The organism is Nocardia sp. NPDC058666, assembly GCF_042714895.1.
GTDB lineage: Bacteria > Actinomycetota > Actinomycetes > Mycobacteriales > Mycobacteriaceae > Nocardia.
Genome location: NZ_JBHXRY010000005.1, coordinates 417,287 through 436,098 on the forward strand (window position 1 = coordinate 417,287; position 18,812 = coordinate 436,098).

The following is an 18,812-nucleotide window of genomic DNA, read 5'->3' on the forward strand; positions in this document are numbered from 1 at the left end:
AGGCGGAGGTACGCCTAGGCGACGCGCCGGGGGTGCACCGGCATCTCGGCGCAGCGGTGCCCCTGGGGCCCTCGCACGTCCCCATTAGGCGGACCCCGAGATGGTCCTCGTGGGCGATCCGGTGGGCCGTTCAGCCGCTGATACTCGATGGATGACCGATGCCGTCGCACCCACCGCCGAAGCGCCCGTCGCGAGCCGGCCCGCGCGCATGATCGCGCTGGATGTGTTGCGCGGCATCGCGATTCTGGGCACGCTGGGCACCAATATCTGGATCTTCACCAGTCCCGCGGGCATGATCGGCTACCTCGACGAGCTCGCCGCGACACCCGAGAACGCCTGGATGTGGTCCGAGCGGGTGCTGCAGCAGCTGACGCAGGGCAAGTTCCTCGGTCTACTCACGGTGATGTTCGGGATCGGCCTTGCCATTCAGCAGGGTTCGGCGCGGCGGGCCGGGCGGGCGTGGCCGGGCAAGTACCCGATTCGCGCGGGGCTGCTGTTCCTCGACGGGTTGCTGAACTTCCTGTTCGTGGCCGAATTCGATGTGCTGATGGGGTACGCGGTCACCGGCCTTGTTGTGGCCTATGTGCTGGCGACAAGTGAACGGGCACAACGTCGTTGGTTGATCATCGCGGCCTCGGTCCACGTGACGATGTTGACGCTGATCGCGGCAGCGCTGGCCTTCGCGCCGATGCAGGAAAGCGCCACCTCGGCAGCGCTTGACCCCAATCCCTATACGGACGGCTCCTTTTGGGATCTGGTGCTGTTTCGCGTGGACCACGCGCTGATGTTCCGACTCGAAACGATCTTCGTGTTCCCGATGTCGATCGCGCTGTTCCTGGTCGGTGCGCGACTGTTCCGGGCGGGCGTGTTCGCACCCGAGGGTGCGCGAATTCGCCGGTGGCTCATGGTGATCGGGCTCGGCATCGCCGCACCCGTGGATCTGGCGGCGGGTATCGCGATCGGCGGCGATGTCGTGCTGTTCACCGGGTACGGCACCGCTCCGTTGGTCGCCCTGGGCATCTTGGCCGCCGTCGCCGCGTTCTATCTGCGCCGACCCCGCGTCGGTTTCGCGGGCGCACGGCTGAGCGAAGTGGGCCGCACCGCGCTGAGCTGCTATATCGGGCAGAACTTGATCGCCGGAATGCTGTGCTACGGCTGGGGTTTCGGGCTCGCGGCCCAGGTATCGGAGTCGGCGCGGGTGCCGTTCACCATCGCGATGTACCTGGCAGTTGCTCTGGTGATCATGGTCTTCGCCCACCTGTGGTTGCGCCGTTTCGAGCGTGGCCCCGTGGAATGGTTGTGGCACAGAACATTTCGCGCGCTGGCGCCGACCGGCTGAGTTTCAGCGCAGTCGCTCCCCCGGCGGCGGTGCGGCATCGGGGGCAACGAGCAGTTCCGAGACCAGCGAATCCCGTTGCAGCGGAACGCCGAGACTGCGGGCATTGCCTTCGAACAGCGACAGCACCGACTCGGTCAGAATGCCCTGCACCTGCTCGGTGGACAGCACCGCCTCGGTTTCCGCACGCCAGCTCGTGACCACACCATCGACGAGGCCGACCATGCCGAACGCCATCGGCCGTCCACGGGCGGGGTCGATGCCGAAGCGGGCCAGGCTCGCCGCGAAGATGTCGGCCAGCTGGCCGCTCACCACCCGCCCGGCGCCACCCAGAGTGGTCACCGCGCCCTGCGGGGCGGCATCGCCGAGGAAGCGGTGCAGGTTCGGATGCTTTTCGATCCAGCCCAGGTAGCTGCCGATCGCGCCGCGCACGGCGTCTTTGAGCGTGCCGTCGGACTGCAGCGCGGGCAGCAGTTCCGCGAGCAGCAGTTCCAGGATCCGCTGACGCGACAGCGCGTCGAGTTCGGCACGGCCACCGACGTGGCGGTAGACCACCGGTCGCGGCAGTGACAGGTGTTCGGCGATCAGCTGCACCGAGATCTCGAGCCCGTGCTCCTCGACCACCTCGATGGCGGCATCGATCATCTCCGCACGGCGGCGTTCCTTGTGGCCGTGCCAGCGGGTGGCGCGACCGTCGCTGGCGGTCTGATCGGCGTGCGCGGATGGTGCAGTCACCGCATCAACGATACCCGTGCCGAAATTGGCCGTGACATCGCGTTCCATTAACCTGAACGTTACTTGATGTAACACATACTTCGCGGTGCTCGGACTGCGCGACCTAGGGTAATCCCTGGTTCGGAACAGCTCGCGGCGGACGTCGGTATGCTCGAATCCATGCAGGCACGGGCGATGGTGATGGCGTACGCGGTTCTCGCGTGCGTGCTGCCCGCCTTCGTGCTGGTTGCCGCGCCCGGCGGTGAGTCCGCGCGCATGCTCGCGTTCGGTGCGGTCGCCGCCGCGATGGTGTGCGCGCTGGTCGCGATCACCGGGCGCACACACCTGCCGGTCCGGGTCGCATCGGTGGGTCCACCGCCGTCGGCGCAGCGTCGATTACGCGGTTCCTTTCTGCGACAGAGCAATCCGGATGCCGCGGGTCGGCCACGTCCACGAGCACCGGGGATCGATCACCACTGACAGGTGCAGCGCTTTCGGCGCCGCCTGTCGGTCTTCGTGATCCCACTCCCCCTTTCGTGCGTTCGCGCACGCTGCACGGACAGGTCGTCCCGTCATGCTCGATTTCGTCTATTTCCCCGTCTCCGCGGTGCTGTGGTGCTGGCATCAGCTGTTCGCGATTCCGCTCGGGCCGGCCAGTGGTGTCGCGTGGCTGCTCGCCGTGATCGCGCTGGTTGTCACCGTCCGCGCGCTGCTGGTGCGCACCGCGCTGCGACAAGCTCGCTCCCAGAAAATTCTGCGTTCCCTGCAACCACAGATGGACACCATTCGCCGCACCCACCGCGACGATCCACGCGCGCAGGCCGAGAAGGTCCGACAACTGCATCGCGACAACGGCGTCAGCATGTTCGCCGGATTCGTCCCGCTGATCGCCCAGGGACTGGTTTTCCTCGGCCTGTTCCACGTCCTGCGCTCGTTCGATCGCACCGGCACCTACGCGGTGGGCCCGTTCACCGCCACCGATACCCCGCTGTCGATCGAGACCAACAGCGCCACCGCGAACTACCTGTTCGGCGTACCCGAGGTCCGCGCGTTCCTGGACGCGACGTTGTTCGGCGCACCGCTGTCGGCGACGCTGTCCGACGCGGGCGAAGTGTTCGTCGCGGTCGCGGTCTTGGCCGTTCCGCTGGTCGTCATCGCCGCGCTGGCCACACACCTCACGGCCAGGATCACCCCGCCAACCGGCGACAACAGCACGGCCGCGATCCTGCGCACCCTGTCGCTGTGGGTGTTCCCGGCGGGTGCGTTGATCGGCGGCGCGATCCTGCCGGTGGTCGTGCTCGTCTACTTCGCCACCAATGCGGTGTGGACGTGCGGCCAGCAGTATCTGATCCGCCGCAAGCTCGACGCCGAAACCGCCGCGGACAAACAGGTGGTCGTGGCCCGCGCCGCCGCGCCGCGACCGGGGGTGAAGCCGCAGCGACACAAGAGGTGACAGCGCCTCGGCGGTTACCCTCGGGCGGTGTCAGCGAATCCGGAGGACGAACTGCTCGCCGTTTACGATGCCGACGGGCGGGTGATCGGTGCGGCCGATCGAGGCACCGTCTATCGCGAGGGCCTGTGGCACGCCAGTGCCGGCGTGCTCGTTCGATCGGTCGACGGCAGCCGCGTGTACGTGCATCGGCGCACCGACAGCAAACTCGTGTTCGCGGGGATGCACGACTGTATGGCGGGTGGCGTGGTCGACGCGGGTGAGGACCCCGCCGACACCGCGATCCGCGAATTGCGCGAAGAGCTCGGCATCGCCGTTCCCGACGGCACCGTACTTCCGTTGCGCGCCAAGGCTTCTTGGGATGGTGACTGGGCCGGGCGCGCGCTGCGGTGTCACCTGTTCGGTTTCGAGTACCGGTACGACGGTCCGATCGTCCACCAGCCGTCCGAGATCGCGGACGGCTGGTGGTGGACCGATGCCGAACTACGCGCACACCTGAACGACCCCGCGTGGCCCTTCGTTCCCGATACGCGGACCGTGCTGAACGGCCTGCTCACCGAGTACGACGGCCCCCGACGCTGATCTACCAGGTGTGAACCTGCCAGGTTTGCATACTGAACGGCAGGTCACACGCGGTTTCGGAGTGGTACCCGCCGTGCGCGGGCTGGCCGTAGCGCTCATAGCTGGCACCCCAGTTCCACCAGGCCCAACAGGTCACCCGCACCTGATGCCAGACCGGTGAGCCGCACTGAGAGAAGGCGCCGGTGGCCGCGATGGGGTTCACCGAACAATGGCCCGGCCCCTGCGCCTGAGCGGGCGCGATCAGCAACGTCGAAGCGCCGATGAGCCCGGCCGCGGTGGCGCCGACTGCGAGTTTACGAAGCGATGTCATGACAACCTCCATGCGTGAAGTGTCCGCATCCAACCCCGCGGCAGTTTCACGCTCGGTCCGATTATTCGCACAGGCACACGGTGTTCCTGTGATGTCAGCTACATCCCTCGATCCGCTGTCTACGTTACGCCCGTGCCGCAATAGTTACCTACGGGCAATCGTCGAATCAGTCCAGCGCACGCAACGATTCCTCATCGCGTGCCACCACCGCGGAACCGTCGGCGAGCAGCACGATCGGCCGCTGGATCAGCTTCGGATTCTCGGCCAGCGCGGTGAGCCACCGCTCGCGATCCGCCTCGGTCCGCCCCCACTGCGCCATCCCCAGATCCTTGGCGATCTGCTCCCCGGTGCGGGTGATATCCCACGGTTGCGCAGCCAACCGCGCCAACACCGCCCGCAATTCCACCACGGTCGGCGGATCGTCGAGGTACCGGCGCACGGTGTACTCCACCGCGGCCGCATCCAGGTGCGCGGTGGCGTTGCGGCTCTTCGTGCAGCGGGGGTTGTGCCAGATCTCGGTCATGGTCGCAGCGTAATAGGCGCCCACAACGCCGCGACGGCCCATCGGCGTGCTGCCGATGGGCCGTCGAGTCGGGTGGATCAGGCAGCGATCCCGCGCACTCCTACTTTCCGCCCTCGGTCGGGGTGACCTGTGTGGGCTGGTAGCTCGCGCCCGTCACGTCGACGCCGGCGGCCTTCAACTGCTCGAGCGCCTTGGTGACGTACTCCGAAGTCGACGCCTGTGCGTCGGGGTCCTTGGTGAGAACCGTTGCGCCGTCAGCGTTCTTGGTGCTCTTGGCGATCGACACCGTGCGATCCCATGCGGTCTTGTCGATGGTGCCGATGCCCGCGGGTGAGGGCCAGATCAGCTTGTTCACCTCGTTGATCTGCCATTGCTGGTGTCCCGCACCCAGAGTCGCGCCCGCGGCGACGGTGATGTCGCGGCACTTGTCGAGGTTGTCGCGGCAGAAGGCCCAGCCCTTGAGCGAGGCGACCAGGAACTTGACCGTCTGCTCCTGATATTTGGTGTCCTGCAGTTTCTCGGTGTTGGCCCACAGGGCGTCCTGCAGCATGGCCACGCCCTGGTCGTTCCAGTCGATGGTGCTGAAATCGTCTGCGGTGTACAGCTTTCCGGTGGCGGGGTTCTTGGTTTCCAGCAGCTGGGCGTATTCGTTGTAGGACATGGCCTGGGCGGCGGCGATGTCCTTGGCCAGGAACGCGTTCATGTCGAACTGCTGCTGGACCAGTTTCACGTCCTTGGCCGGGTCGATGCCGGCCTTGGTCATGCCGGCGAACAGCTCGAATTCGTTGCCGTAGCCCCAGTTTCCGACGGTTTTGCCACGCAGGTCGGCGGGCCCGGTGATGTTGTCGGCTTTGAACGACACCTGCTTGGTGCCCGATTTCTGGAAGATCTGCGCGATCTCGGTGATCCCCGCGCCCGCCTCGCGGGAGGCAAGGGCCTTGGGCACCCAGGCGACCGCGTAGTCGGCCTGACCCTGCGCCAGCACGGTCTGCGGGACGATGTCGGTGCCGCCGTCGAGGATCTCGACCGACAGGCCCTGCTCCTTGTAGAAGCCCTGATCCACCGCGGCCAGGTAGCCCGCGAACTGCCCCTGTTTGAACCACTGCAGCTGCAGGGTCACCTTGGTGAGGCCGTCGGCGGTGGTCTCGGATTCGGTGGTACTACAGCCGGTCAGTGCGGCGGCGGCCACGGCGGCCGCGGCCACCGCGCTGCACAACCGGTATGCGGTCTTGCTCATGGATGGATCTCCCTCATCGGATCGTGGACAGCAGGGGGGTTCGGGGTCGGCGGAGCAGTTGTTCCAGCAGCAGCACTGCTGCCAGGAAGACCAGGCCCACGCACATCGCTCCGACGACGTAGGCCCAGGCGCGTGGGTAGGCGGTGTTGGCGGCGGCGGAGGTGATTCGGCTGCCGAGACCGTTCTGCAGGCCGCCGAAGTACTCGGCGATGATGGCCGCGATGACCGCGCCCGGTGCCGCGATCCGCAGCCCGGTGAACAGGTGCGGCAGCGCGGCGGGCAGGCGGACGGTGCGGGTGATCTGCCAGCCCGACGCGGCGTAGGAGGTCATCAGGTCGGCCTGCACCTTGGGCACCTGACGCAGCCCGCGGGCGGTGCTGACGAACACCGGGAAGAACACGACGATGGTGACGACCAGGCGTCGCGGGGTCTCGGTGGTGGTGGAGTACATCGAGTTCAGCAGCGGTGCCAGCGCCACGATCGGCACGGCGGCAGCGGCGGCGGCCAGTGGAGTGAGTAATCCGTCGATTACGTTGAACCGCACCGCCATTACCGCCGCTACGAGGCCGAGCACGGTTCCCGCGACGAACCCGATCAGCGCGTTGGTGCCGGTCGCCAGCGACGCGTCGAAGATCCGGCCCGCGTTCTCGACGAACTGGGTGGCGATCGCGCTGGGCGCGGGCAGCAGGAACGACGGCACGCCCGCGACCACGGTGAGCACCTGCCACAGCACCAGGGCGATGACACCGACGAGCAGGGGTGGCAACCAGGTCTTCATCGCAGATCCCGTCCGGCCACCGCGGTCTCGTCGTGCTCGCCGCGCAGTGCCGCGCGCACCGCGGCCACGGCGGCGAAGAACTCCGTGGAAGCGCGAACGTCGGTGTCGGACTGTCGATCCCAGCCGCCGGTGGTCACCATGTCGCTGATCCGTCCCGGTCGTGCCGACAGCACCACCACCCGGTCCGACAGGTACACCGCCTCGGGAATCGAGTGCGTCACGAACACCACCGCGGCGCCGGTCTCCCCCGCGATCCGCAGCAACTCGCCCTGCATCCGTTCCCTGGTCATCTCGTCCAGCGCGCCGAACGGTTCGTCCATCAGCAGCAGCGACGGCTTGCGGGCCAGCGCACGGGCGATCGCGACCCGCTGTTGCATACCCCCGGACAGTTCCGCCGGATACCGATCCGCGAATTCGCTCAGCCCCGCCATGTCCAGGAGTTCGGCACTGCGTGCCTTGCGCTGCGCTTTGGGGACCCGGTGCAGTTCGAGGGGCAGCTCGACATTGGCTGCGACGGTGCGCCATTCGAGCAGACCGGCCTGCTGGAACGCGATGCCGTAGTCCTGGTCGATCCGGGCCTGCCGCGCCGGCTTGCCGTGCACGGTGACTGTTCCGCTGCTGGGCGTCTCGAGGTCGGCGATGATCCGCAGCAGCGTGGACTTGCCGCACCCCGACGGCCCGATCAGCGACACGAACTCCCCGGGTGCGACGGTCAGCGAGACGTCGGACAATGCGGTCACGTCCCCGGCGGCGAAGGTCTTGCCGAGGTTGCTCAGTTCGACCGCGGCAGGCGACACCGGACTGTCGGGTTCCACGACGGACGTGCTCATAGGTGCTACTTCCTGAAACGTTGTGGCGGAGAATGTTTCGCTCATCAGCGGTCGTTCGATGCGCTGGTGCCGGGCGGGTGGCTGTAGCGGCGCAGGGCCAGTTCCACCAGTCCGACCAGTGCGGTCAGGACCACGCCCAGCAGCGCCGCGGCGAGCACGGCGGCGTAGAGGCGGGAGGCGTCGCCGGTGGCCTGCTGGGAGAACACGATGATCTGCCTGCCGATCCCGCCCGCGGTGCCGGTGGAGATCTCGGCCACGACCGCGCCGATCACCGCGGCCGCGGCCGCCAGTCGCAGCGCGGGGATCAACGAAGGCACGGCGGCGGGAAAACGCAAGCGCGACAATGTCGCCCACCATCCGGCCGAGCAACTGCGCATCAATTCCACCGAGGCCGCCGACGGCGCCTGCAACCCGCGCAGCATCCCGATCGCGATCGGGAAGAAGGCCAGATATGCCGCGATCACCACGATGCTCATCCACGGCCGCCACGGTTCGCCGCCGATGGACAGCTTCCCGCCCCACGCCGCCACCAGGGGTGCCAGCGCGATCAGCGGAACCGTTTGAGAGAGAACCACATAGGGCAGCAGTCCCCGTTCGAGCCAACCGAACCGTTGCATCGCCACGGCCAATGCCACCCCGACCACCGCACCCAACAGCAGGGCCAGCAGCGACAGTCCGAGGGTGAACATCCCTGTGCGCAACAGTGTTTCGCCGACGGTGCCCTTGCCGTCGGCCTCGCCGAGCACGGTGAACACCGACCACACGTGCGGGAGTGCGGCGTCGGTGGTGCGCGGCAGAATGCGAGTGCCCGCGATACTCACCCCATCAGCGGGGACCAGCACCTTCACCAGTTCCCAGATCACCGCCACGAGCACGAACGCGCTCACCGCGTAGACCGCACGCAACACCCGGGTCTTCGACGCGGTCGCGGCCCGAATCTTCGGCGGGACAACAGCTGTCGCCGGATCGATGGTTGTCGTTGTCACCACCGAACTACCACCTCGCGGTTCGCTCGCCGATGTCCGTCCAGGGCCGCGGCCATCGCGAACCCACCCAGACCGATCGTGTACAGCGCCCACAGCAGCGCGATGTCGACAGTCATGCCGGACCGGCCTCTTGCGTCGCGGTGACCGGCTGATGCAGGCGCGGCAGAATCTGTTCGCCATACGCTTCGAGGGTGGCGGTTTTGGCGTCGTGCTGCAGATACACCGCGAACTGGTCCACGCCCAGCTTCTCCAGCTCCCACAGCCGCGCCAGTTGCTCGTCGGGGGTGCCGATCAGGCAGAACCGGTCCACGATCTCGTCGGGCACGAAGTCGGCGTGCGTGTTGCCCGCCCGCCCGTGCTGGTTGTAGTCGTACCCCTGCCTGCCCGCGATGTAGTCGGTCAGCGCGGCCGGAACATCGCCGCCCGCACCATATTTCGCGACGATATCGGCCACGTGATTGCCGACCATGCCACCGAACCAGCGACACTGATCACGGGCGTGCTCGAGCGCGGCGGCCGACCCGTCGGTGACGTACGCGGGCGCGGCGACACAGATCTTCACCGACGCCGGATCACGCCCCACCGCCTCGGCCGCCGCACGCACCTTCGCGATGGTCCAGGCGGTGATGTCGGGATCGGCGAGCTGCAGGATGAACCCGTCGGCGACCTGACCGGTCAGTTCCAAAGCCTTCGGCCCGTACCCGGCCACCCACACTTCCAGCCGCGAATCGGCAGCCCACGGGAACCGCACCTCGGTATCACCGATCCGAGCGCTGCGACCATTGCCCAGTTCCCTGATCACCTCCACCGATTCACGCAGTGTCGCAAGCGTTGTCGGCTTGCCGCCCAGCGTTCGGATGGCCGAGTCGCCACGCCCGATGCCGCAGATCGTGCGGTTGCCGAACATCTCGTTGAGCGTGGCGAAGGTCGACGCGGTCACCGTCTGATCGCGGGTGGCCGGGTTGGTGACCATGGGGCCCACGATCACCTTCCTGGTGGCGGCCAGGATCTGGCTGTAGATCACGTAAGGCTCCTGCCACAGCAGGTGCGAGTCGAAGGTCCACACATGCGAGAACCCATGCGTCTCAGCCACTCTGGCCAGTTCGATCACCCGCGACGCGGGTGGTGTGCACTGCAGGACCACACCGATGTCCATGGGTACTCTCCGTTTCGGATCAGGGTCTAGATCAGGTTTTGCGACAGCCCGCGCCGGAGGAACCGGCCGTGCCCGGCGCGCCCGTGGTAGGCGCCGTTGTCCACGATCACCGCGCCGCGCGAGAGCACCGTGTCGACGTGGCCGTCGATCTCGAAGCCCTCCCAGGACGAGTGATCCATGTTCATGTGATGGGTCTTGCCCACGCCGATGCTGGTGTGCCCGTTGGGGTCGTAGATCACCACGTCGGCGTCGGCACCCGGACTGATCACGCCCTTGCGCGGGTACATGCCGAACATCCGCGCGGGGGTGGTGCAGCAGACCTCCACCCACCGTTCCAGGGAGATCCGCCCGTCCTTGACGCCTTGGAACAGCAGGTCCATCCGGTGCTCGACCCCGCCGATTCCGTTGGGGATCTTGCTGAAATCGCCGACGCCGAGCTCTTTTTGGTCCTTCATGCAGAACGGGCAGTGGTCGGTGCTCACGGCGGTGACGTCACCGGTGCGAATGAACCGCCACAGCTCGTCCTGATGCCCTTCCTCCCGCGAGCGCAGCGGTGTCGAGCAGACCCACTTGGCGCCCTCGAAACCCGGTGCGCCCAACTGTTCTTCCAGCGACAGGTACAGGTACTGCGGGCAGGTTTCGGCAAACACGTTCTGCCCCTTGCCCCGTGCCGCGGCGATCTGCTCCATGGCCTGTTTCGCCGACACGTGCACCACGTACAGCGGGGCACCGGTCAACTGCGCCAACATGATCGCGCGATGGGTGGCCTCCTCTTCCATCTGCCACGGGCGCGACGTGCCGTGGAAGTAGGGCGAGGTGTCGCCGCGGGCCAGGGCCTGTTCGACCAACACGTCGATGGCGATGCCGTTCTCCGCGTGCATCATCATCAACGCACCGAGGTCACCCGCGGATTGCATGGCGCGCAGGATCTGGCCGTCGTCGGAGTAGAACACCCCCGGATAGGCCATGAACAGTTTGAAGCTGGTCACGCCCTCGTTGACGAGTTCGCTCATCCCCTTGAGGGATTCGTCGTTGACCTCGCCGATGATCTGATGGAACCCGTAGTCGATCGCGCACTGCCCCGCGGCCTTGCCGTGCCATTCCGCCAGGGTGTCCTGCACGCGCTGACCCGGTTTCTGCACCGCGAAGTCCACGATCGTGGTGGTGCCACCCCAGGCCGCGGCCCGGGTGCCGGTTTCGAAGGTGTCGCTGGCCTCGGTGCCGCCGAACGGCAACTGCATATGCGTGTGCCCGTCGACGCCGCCGGGGATCACATACTTGCCGGTCGCGTCGATCACCGTGTCGGCGTCGGCGATCAGGTCCGCGCCCAGCGCAGTCGAACCCGGCTGCAGCACAGCGACAATGGTCTCGTCTTCGATCAACACATCGAGCAGCTGGGACCCGGTGGCGCTGACCACCGTCCCGCCGTGAATGAACGTGCGCATCAGGGGTTCACCAACGGTCCGTAGGCATCCGGGCGGCGATCGCGATAGAAGGCCCATCTCTCGCGCACGGTCTTGATCAGATCCATATCGAGATCACGAACAACCAATTCCGGTGAGGTGTCGGAGGCGACCTCGCCGACGAACTTCCCCTCGGGGTCCACGAAATAGCTGGTGCCGTAGAAGTCGTCGTCGCCGTATTCGCTTTCGATGCCGACCCGGTTGATCGCGCCGATGTAATACTCGTTGGCCACCGCCGAGGCCGGCTGCTCGAGCTTCCACAAATAACTGGAAAGCCCCCTCGACGTCGCGGACGGGTTGAACACGATTTCCGCGCCCGCCAGGCCCAGCGCTCGCCAGCCCTCCGGGAAATGGCGGTCGTAACAGATATAGACGCCCACCTTGCCCACCGCGGTGTCGAACACCGGCCAGCCCGAATTGCCCGGCCGGAAGTAGAACTTCTCCCAGAAACCGGCCACCTGCGGAATATGGTGTTTACGGTATTTGCCCAGGTAGGAGCCGTCGGCGTCGATCACCGCCGCGGTGTTGTAGAGCAGCCCGTCCATTTCGCGCTCATAGACCGGCAGCACGATCACCATGTTCAGTTCCGCGGCGAGCGCGGCGAACCGTTCGGTAGTCGGGCCGGGGACCGATTCGGCGTATTCGTAGAACTTGGTGTCCTGGAGCTGGCAGAAGTACGGACCGTAGAACAATTCCTGGAAGCAGATCACCTGCGCTCCCTGCGCCGCCGCCTCCCGTGCGTAGTCCTCGTGAACTTTGATCATTGATTCTTTGTCGCCGGTCCAACTGGTCTGGACGAGCGCCGCTCTAACGATTCCCATGCTTTGTTATACTGCACCTACAACTGATTCCGTTGTGTTACAAGAGTGCGGAAACAGTTTCGGTGCCGTAAACCTTGGCGGTGCACCCCGGATCGGCCGCGCACAACCCCGCAGAATGAGCCTATGACCGAAGCCTCGCCGACCGCACTGCCCGCGGATTTCGCCGGGGACCTCGACGAACGAACCGCCGCGGGGATCGCCGCGGGGATCGGCCGCCGAATCCGTTCCGGCGCGCTGGCTCCGGGTACCCGTCTGCCGACCGTGCGAGAGATGGCACGCGAACTGCGGGTGTCCCCCGCCACCGTCAGCCAGGCCTGGCGTGCGCTGGCCGCGACCGGCGCGATCACCGCGCGCGGGCGAGCGGGCACCTTCGTGGGGGAAACGCCGCAGGCGCCGGTCGGCCGGTATCAGCGCCTGCATTCGCACTCCGACAACGCTTTTCGCGTCGACCTGTCGCGCGGCACCCCCGATCCGGCCCTGCTGCCCGACCTCGCCGCCGCCCTGCACGCGCTGTCCCGCGACACCGCGCCCGGCGATCTTTCCGCGCACTATATGGGCGAGGCGGTGCTGCCCGATCTGGCCCAGACCCTGCGCGCGGACTGGCCGTGGGTTTGCGAGCGGCTCACCGTGCTCGACGGTGCCCTGGACGCGGTGGATCGACTGCTGGCCGCGCACGTGGGCTTCGGCGACCCGGTGATCGTGGAGGACCCGTGTTTCCCGCCGTTCCTCGACCTGCTGGCTCGACTGGGTGCCCGCCCGATCCCGGTGCCGCTGGACGAATCCGGTTTCCGCCCTGTGGAATTCGCGCGCGCCTTCGACGGACCCACCCCGCGCGCGGTGATCTTACAGCCGCGCGCCAACAACCCCACCGGCGCGTCGCTGGGCGCGGCCAGGGTCCGCGAACTGGCCGCGGTGCTGGACCCACACCCGACGCTGATCATCGAGGACGATCACTCCGCGGGCATAGCGACCACCCCGCTGCGATCGCTTGCCTCCCGTTTCCCCGAACGCGGTGTCTACATTCGCTCCTATTCCAAATCGCACGGCGCCGACCTGCGACTGGCCGTGGCGGGCGGTCCGGCGGCACTGCTGGATCCCGTGGTCGAACGCCGCATGCTCGGACCGGGATGGTCCAGCCGACTGCTGCAGCGGGTGCTGTTGACGATGCTGCACGACGACGACGCGTGCGCCACCGTCGCCGGCGCGCGCCTGGAATACCGCCGACGTGCCACCGTTCTGCGCCGCGCACTGGCCCGCCACGACGTCATCGTGGCCGTCGGCGACGGCATCAACCTGTGGCTGCCGGTCTCCGACGAGAACGCCGCCATGATCAGCCTCGCCGCCGCGGGCATCAAAGCCGCCCCCGGCGGCCCCTTCGAAGCAGGCGACCGCCCCGCCACCGACCACCTACGCCTGACCCTGGGTGCGCTGGGCGACACCGACATCGCCTGGCTGGCCACCGAACTTGCCACCGCGGCCACCGCCATGCCGACCTACCGGCGCATCCGCCGACCCTGATCCCGAGGCGACACCCCGACCGCGCCAGACCGCCGCCAGAGAGCGCATCCGCCGCCCTCGATCCGAGCCGGCGTCACCGAGTCGCCGACCGCCGACCCCGTCGACATCCCCTCCGCCGACCCTGACCTGCGTCGTCGCGCACCCGTACGGCAGAATGGACCACTGCCTATCACCGGGAGATACCGCTGTCCACCATTGCTTGGACCGAAGACAACAGTCGACGCACCGCCGTCTGGCATTCGGAGAACGGCGCGCCCGCGCCGCACACCGTCACCATCGCCGACGACGAACTCTCCGCCGATCACGCCTACCGCCGCATCAAGGCGGGCCAGGCGCTGCTGTGGCGCGGTGACTACAACAACGGGCGGCAACTGCTGCAGGCGCTGGGCCGACGCGCGGACCGTAAACCGGCGAAGAAGCCGACCTCGGGCGGTCTGGGCGCGCTGTACGAGTACGAGCGCGTCAAAAGGCGTACTCGCGCAAGCATTCTCGGCAGTCTGCTGATTCGTTTGGGCCCCGGCTACGAGCTGGACCTGCGCCGCGCGCCCGACGTGGCGGCAGCGTGCGCGGCGGCTTATGGACCGGCCAACGCCGAACGCGTGGTCACGTTCACCGAACTGTTAGGCGTGCTCAGCGCCTACCGCTGGCAGCAGCAGGGTGTCGAGGTGCCCGCGTTGGGTGCGCGCGTGTACCCCGGGTACGGCGTATTCTCGCCCACCCGAAGCGAATACGTGGACCTGGTCGCCGACGCGCCCCTGGATCCCGAGATCCGCACCGCCTTCGATCTGGGCACGGGCACCGGCGTGTTGGCCGCCCTGCTCGCCAAGCGTGGCGTGCCGGAGATCGTGGGCACCGACATCAACCCGCGCGCGCTGCGCTGCGCCAAGGACAACGCCGAACGCCTGGGTTTCGGCCGCAAGATCGCGGTCACCGGGCCCGCGCTGTATCCGTTGGGCCGCGCCGATCTGGTGGTGTGCAACCCGCCGTGGCTGCCCGGCGTGCCCACCTCGGACCTGGAACGTGGTGTCTACGACCAGGATCAGTCGATGCTGACCGAGTTCGCCCGCGACCTGCGCGAGCACCTCACCCCGCACGGCGAAGGCTGGCTGGTGCTGTCGGACCTGGCCGAACTACTGGGCCTTCGCCCCGCCGACCACATCCCCCGCCTGCTCGACGACGCGGGCCTGCGCGTGCTGGGCAAACTCACCACCCGCCCCCGCCACCCCCGCGCCACCGACCGCGACGACCCCCTAGCCGCCGCCCGCACCGCGGAAACCACGACCCTGTGGCGATTGCGGGCGCGTTAGCCGAGGCGCTGTGCTCGGCGCCGCACCGGTCGACATCACGCCGGGCACAGCATCGGCGCGCTCGAGCGGACCGCCGCGGGCGGTGTCTCGACCACCTCGAGCGTCATCATGGCGCCTACGGAGTCGGACGAGCGTGCGCACCGCCGAGCCCGAAGGCGCTGCGGGCGCACCGTTCTCCCGGGTCGACACCCACGCGACGGGTCGGACTGGCAGGATGCGCGGTACACCGTCCAGTGCCACCCGTTTTCGAGGAGATCTCACCAAGGTGACCAGCATTTCGCAGCACCGATCCCATATTCGCGCGCTGTTCGGCATCGGCGCCGTCGCGGCCGCCCTGGTGGCGCTCGCGCCCGCCGCGCAGACCGCACCGCAGCACCAGGCGGTCATTCCGGGCTGCACCCCGGCGATGGCGGGTGTGCCCAACGGCAAACAGTGGCCCACCGAACCGGCACTGACCATCGACACCGCCGCGAGCCACACCGCCACCCTCGAAACCACCTGCGGCACAGTCACTGTCGAACTCGACGCCGCCGCGGCCCCGCGCACGGTGAACTCGTTCGCCTTCCTGGCAGGCGAGGGCTACTTCGACCACACCCGCTGCCACCGCCTGACCACCCAGGGCATCTTCGTGCTGCAGTGCGGCGACCCCACCGCCACGGGCATGGGCGGTCCCGGCTACAAGTTCGGCGACGAGAACCTGGCGGGCGCGGTCTACCCCGCCGGCACCGTGGCCATGGCCAACGCGGGCCCCGGCACCAACGGCAGCCAGTTCTTCCTGGTCTACCGCGACACCCAGCTGCCCCCGAACTACACCCCGTTCGGGACGATCACGCAGGGCCTGGACTCGATCACCACTGTCGCGAACGCGGGCGTGGCGGGCGGCGGCGCCGACGGTGCGCCGGTGGCCGACGTGGTCTTCAACGCGGTCACCACCGCACAGGGCTGACCAACGACAAGGGCCGCATCTCCGACACTGGAGACGCGGCCCTTGGCGAAAGCTGAGGGTTTCTGCTGGTCAGCCCGCGCTGATCGAGCTGAACAGACCCTGGATGACCTGCAAGATCACGTCGGCGAGAAATTCGGCGGCCGAACCGGACATGGCAACACTCCTAGTTAACGAGTCTTCATCAGGTGAGAACGAACAAGTGAAGCGTGCCTTATTCACTTGTACTCGCGGAGCGTTTTGGGTGAAAGAAATCTGAACAAAACCACAAAGGCCGCGTCCCGTCCGGAACGCGGCCTTCGCTGTGCATGACTTACAGGTACTGACCCGTATTGGACTCGGTGTCGATCGCCCGGCTGGCCGAGGCGTTCTTGCCCGTCACGAGCGTGCGGATGTAGACGATCCGCTCGCCCTTCTTGCCCGAAATGCGTGCCCAGTCATCGGGATTGGTGGTGTTGGGCAGGTCTTCGTTCTCGGCGAACTCGTCCACGATCGAGTCGAACAGGTGCTGGATCCGCAGACCCGGATTGCCCGTGTCGAGAACCGACTTGATCGCGTACTTCTTCGCCCGGTCCACGATGTTCTGGATCATCGCGCCGGAGTTGAAGTCCTTGAAGTACAGGACTTCCTTGTCACCGTTGGCGTAGGTGACCTCGAGGAACCGGTTGTCGTCGCTTTCGGCGTACATCCGCTCGACGACCTTCTCGATCATCGCCTCCACGCACGCCTGCTTGTCGCCGTCGAACTCGCGCAGATCGCTCTCGTGCAGCGGCAGCGTCTCGGTGAGGTACTTGGAGAAGATGTCCTGCGCCGATTCCGCGTCGGGACGCTCGATCTTGATCTTCACGTCCAGTCGACCCGGTCGCAGGATCGCGGGGTCGATCATGTCCTCGCGGTTGGACGCACCGATCACGATGACGTTCTCGAGCCCTTCCACGCCGTCGATCTCCGAAAGCAGCTGCGGCACAACGGTGGTCTCCACATCGGAGGACACACCCGAACCGCGGGTACGGAAGATCGAGTCCATCTCGTCGAAGAACACGATCACCGGGGTGCCCTCGGACGCCTTCTCGCGTGCCCGCTGGAAGATGATCCGAATGTGCCGTTCGGTCTCGCCGACGAACTTGTTCAGCAGCTCGGGGCCCTTGATGTTGAGGAAGAACGACTTGGCTTCCTTGGCATCCTGCCCGCGCGACTCGGCGATCTTCTTCGCCAGCGAGTTGGCCACGGCCTTGGCGATCAGCGTCTTGCCACATCCGGGCGGACCGTAGAGCAGCACACCCTTGGGCGGGCGAAGTGCGTACTCGCGGAACAGATCCTTGTGCAGGAACGGCAGTTCCACCGCGTCGCGGATCTGCTCGATCTGGCGACCCAGGCCACCGATGTCGGTGTAGTCGACATCGGGAACCTCTTCCAGCACAAGGTCTTCGACCTCGGCCTTGGGCACCCGCTCGAACGCGAAGCCGGCCTTGGAGTCCACCAGCAGCGAATCACCGGGCCGCAGTTTGCGAATGGGCCGATCGGGGTCGGTCATGTCGTCGACTTCGGCGATCTCCGACAGCGGACCCGACAGCCACACCACCCGCTCTTCGTCGGCGTGGCCGACCACCAGGGCGCGGCGGCCGTCGTCGAGAATCTCACGCAGCGTGCCGATTTCGCCGATGGCGTCGAAACTTCCGGCCTCGACCACGGTGAGCGCTTCGTTGAGGCGCACGGTCTGGCCGTACTCCAGTTCGGTGGCGTCGATGTTGGGCGAGCAGGTCAGGCGCATCTTGCGGCCGGAGGTGAACACGTCGACCGTCTGGTCTTCGTACACCTTGATGATGATGCCGTATCCACTGGGCGGCTGGCCCAGGCGATCGACTTCCTCACGCAGGGCGATCAGTTGCTGACGCGCTTCTTTGAGCGTGTCCATCAACTTGCCGTTGCGGATGGTCAGCGAATCGATCCTGGCTTCCAATTCGCGTGCGCGATCCGGCGAGTCGGCGAGTTGCCTGCGGAGTGCAGCCGACTCGGCGCGTACCGCCTCGAGCTCTCGCCAGGCCGCCGAATCCGAATTCTCGTTGGGGCTCATGATGCTGCTCCTCCCAGTCCCGGTCTATCAACGCTACCGGGCGCGGTCCGTTCTCGCTTTCCGACATGGTTTCGTCGTGATCACATCTTGTACGGTCGGTACGACAAGAACCACAAAATCGCACCTGTTAGGCTCCCCTAACAGCCCGTACGGGGCACTCGCCCAACGAGTCGAAAGGTTGCTCTCGCATGCTCCTTGCTCCCCGCACGATCCGTGTCACCGTCGCTTCCGCCGCTGCGGCACTCGCTGTCACCGTCGCACTGACCGGTTGCGGCGACTCCGACGATTCCTCGACGAACGCCACCACGAGCAGTACCAGCATTTCCGCCGCTGGGTCCAGTGTTTCGCCAACTTCGGCCCCTGCCGATGACAACGCCGCACCCCCCACCGCGGATTCCCTGAAGGCCACGTTGGTGCAGTTCGCCGATCCGTCGGTGTCCACCGACGACAAGGCGAAGCTGTTCGTCGACGGGGACAAGCACAAGGCCAGCATCGACCAGATGAACGCCAAACTGGGCGGCTACACCCTGACTTTCGCGGTCGACAACGTCACTACCAGCGACAACAACAACGCCGCCACCGCCGACGTGACGATCACCTCCCCGCACGGCACCGCGCCCTCGTTCCCGATGACCTGGCAGCGCGACGGCCACTCCTGGAAGCTGTCCAACACCAGCGGTTGCCTGCTGCTGGGTTTCGCTCAGGCGCCCTGCACGCCCGCCTGACCTCTCTCGCCACCCCGATACACCGTCCGGGTCTGCCGGTCGCGCTGTGAGCCGGCTAG

The 18,812-nt window shown here is 67.0% G+C and carries 19 protein-coding genes; 8 read left to right on the top strand and 11 right to left on the bottom strand.

What is annotated here, in order from left to right; translation table 11 throughout:
• The first annotated feature begins 151 nt into the window (after positions 1 to 151).
• A complete protein-coding gene (locus ACFWVD_RS15805) occupies positions 152 to 1,339 on the top strand; it encodes a DUF418 domain-containing protein (RefSeq protein ID WP_379243234.1) in 1,188 nt (395 codons plus the stop codon).
• 3 nt (positions 1,340 to 1,342) lie between these two features.
• Here ACFWVD_RS15805 and ACFWVD_RS15810 read toward each other — a convergent pair whose 3' ends face one another.
• Positions 1,343 to 2,071, bottom strand: a complete 729-nt coding sequence (locus tag ACFWVD_RS15810) for a TetR/AcrR family transcriptional regulator (RefSeq protein WP_379243236.1) — start codon at positions 2,069 to 2,071, stop codon at positions 1,343 to 1,345.
• Positions 2,072 to 2,230: 159 nt separating this feature from the next.
• On the opposite strand from ACFWVD_RS15810, the gene ACFWVD_RS15815 reads away from it, so the two are divergent.
• The 3 genes from ACFWVD_RS15815 (at position 2,231) to ACFWVD_RS15825 (ending at position 4,082) form a co-directional block, all read left to right on the top strand.
• Positions 2,231 to 2,530, top strand: a complete 300-nt coding sequence (locus ACFWVD_RS15815; protein ID WP_379243238.1) for a DUF6412 domain-containing protein — start codon at positions 2,231 to 2,233, stop codon at positions 2,528 to 2,530.
• A gap of 94 nt (positions 2,531 to 2,624) precedes the next feature.
• The gene (yidC, locus tag ACFWVD_RS15820; RefSeq protein WP_379243240.1) at positions 2,625 to 3,503 is read left to right on the top strand and encodes a membrane protein insertase YidC; all 879 of its coding nucleotides are present in this window, start codon (positions 2,625 to 2,627) and stop codon (positions 3,501 to 3,503) included.
• A 27-nt stretch (positions 3,504 to 3,530) separates the two neighbouring features.
• On the top strand, positions 3,531 to 4,082 hold the full coding sequence (locus ACFWVD_RS15825) for an NUDIX domain-containing protein (RefSeq protein ID WP_379243242.1): 552 nt from the start codon (positions 3,531 to 3,533) through the stop codon (positions 4,080 to 4,082).
• Between the two features lies 1 nt (position 4,083).
• Here the strand turns inward: ACFWVD_RS15825 and ACFWVD_RS15830 are convergent, their stop codons facing one another.
• From ACFWVD_RS15830 to ACFWVD_RS15870, 9 genes are all read right to left on the bottom strand, one after another.
• Complete coding sequence (locus ACFWVD_RS15830) at positions 4,084 to 4,392, bottom strand: hypothetical protein (RefSeq protein ID WP_379243244.1); 309 nt, start codon at positions 4,390 to 4,392, stop codon at positions 4,084 to 4,086.
• A 166-nt stretch (positions 4,393 to 4,558) separates the two neighbouring features.
• The gene (locus ACFWVD_RS15835) at positions 4,559 to 4,915 is read right to left on the bottom strand and encodes an arsenate reductase family protein (RefSeq protein ID WP_379243246.1); all 357 of its coding nucleotides are present in this window, start codon (positions 4,913 to 4,915) and stop codon (positions 4,559 to 4,561) included.
• 100 nt (positions 4,916 to 5,015) lie between these two features.
• Positions 5,016 to 6,152, bottom strand: coding sequence for an ABC transporter substrate-binding protein (locus ACFWVD_RS15840; RefSeq protein ID WP_379243248.1), 1,137 nt, complete (start codon positions 6,150 to 6,152; stop codon positions 5,016 to 5,018).
• 13 nt (positions 6,153 to 6,165) lie between these two features.
• The gene (locus ACFWVD_RS15845; RefSeq protein WP_379243250.1) at positions 6,166 to 6,930 is read right to left on the bottom strand and encodes an ABC transporter permease; all 765 of its coding nucleotides are present in this window, start codon (positions 6,928 to 6,930) and stop codon (positions 6,166 to 6,168) included.
• Positions 6,927 to 7,760, bottom strand: coding sequence for an ABC transporter ATP-binding protein (locus tag ACFWVD_RS15850; protein ID WP_379243252.1), 834 nt, complete (start codon positions 7,758 to 7,760; stop codon positions 6,927 to 6,929). Before ACFWVD_RS15850 ends, ACFWVD_RS15845 begins: the two co-directional genes overlap by 4 nt.
• 44 nt (positions 7,761 to 7,804) lie before the next feature.
• On the bottom strand, positions 7,805 to 8,749 hold the full coding sequence (locus tag ACFWVD_RS15855; protein WP_379243254.1) for an ABC transporter permease: 945 nt from the start codon (positions 8,747 to 8,749) through the stop codon (positions 7,805 to 7,807).
• Positions 8,750 to 8,858: 109 nt separating this feature from the next.
• Entirely contained in the window at positions 8,859 to 9,902 is a 1,044-nt protein-coding gene (locus tag ACFWVD_RS15860; RefSeq protein WP_379243256.1) for a TIGR03842 family LLM class F420-dependent oxidoreductase, read from the bottom strand.
• A 26-nt stretch (positions 9,903 to 9,928) separates the two neighbouring features.
• Complete coding sequence (gene hydA / locus ACFWVD_RS15865; RefSeq protein WP_379243258.1) at positions 9,929 to 11,347, bottom strand: dihydropyrimidinase; 1,419 nt, start codon at positions 11,345 to 11,347, stop codon at positions 9,929 to 9,931.
• Positions 11,347 to 12,186: a nitrilase-related carbon-nitrogen hydrolase gene (locus ACFWVD_RS15870; RefSeq protein WP_379243260.1), complete on the bottom strand. Its 840-nt coding sequence runs from the start codon at positions 12,184 to 12,186 to the stop codon at positions 11,347 to 11,349. The genes hydA and ACFWVD_RS15870 overlap by 1 nt, the downstream gene beginning before the upstream one ends.
• A gap of 123 nt (positions 12,187 to 12,309) precedes the next feature.
• On the opposite strand from ACFWVD_RS15870, the gene ACFWVD_RS15875 reads away from it, so the two are divergent.
• The 3 genes from ACFWVD_RS15875 to ACFWVD_RS15885 all read left to right on the top strand — a co-directional run bounded on the left by ACFWVD_RS15875 (position 12,310) and on the right by ACFWVD_RS15885 (position 15,957).
• Positions 12,310 to 13,704, top strand: coding sequence for a PLP-dependent aminotransferase family protein (locus ACFWVD_RS15875; protein WP_379243262.1), 1,395 nt, complete (start codon positions 12,310 to 12,312; stop codon positions 13,702 to 13,704).
• A 509-nt stretch (positions 13,705 to 14,213) separates the two neighbouring features.
• Positions 14,214 to 15,011: a methyltransferase gene (locus tag ACFWVD_RS15880; RefSeq protein WP_379243264.1), complete on the top strand. Its 798-nt coding sequence runs from the start codon at positions 14,214 to 14,216 to the stop codon at positions 15,009 to 15,011.
• 133 nt (positions 15,012 to 15,144) lie between these two features.
• Positions 15,145 to 15,957 (top strand): peptidylprolyl isomerase, encoded by an 813-nt coding sequence (locus ACFWVD_RS15885; RefSeq protein WP_379243266.1) that lies wholly within the window; start codon positions 15,145 to 15,147, stop codon positions 15,955 to 15,957.
• 310 nt (positions 15,958 to 16,267) lie between these two features.
• Here ACFWVD_RS15885 and arc read toward each other — a convergent pair whose 3' ends face one another.
• Complete coding sequence (gene arc, locus ACFWVD_RS15890) at positions 16,268 to 18,028, bottom strand: proteasome ATPase (RefSeq protein WP_379243268.1); 1,761 nt, start codon at positions 18,026 to 18,028, stop codon at positions 16,268 to 16,270.
• 188 nt (positions 18,029 to 18,216) lie between these two features.
• On the opposite strand from arc, the gene ACFWVD_RS15895 reads away from it, so the two are divergent.
• Complete coding sequence (locus ACFWVD_RS15895; protein ID WP_379243270.1) at positions 18,217 to 18,753, top strand: hypothetical protein; 537 nt, start codon at positions 18,217 to 18,219, stop codon at positions 18,751 to 18,753.
• The last annotated feature ends 59 nt before the right edge of the window (positions 18,754 to 18,812 follow it).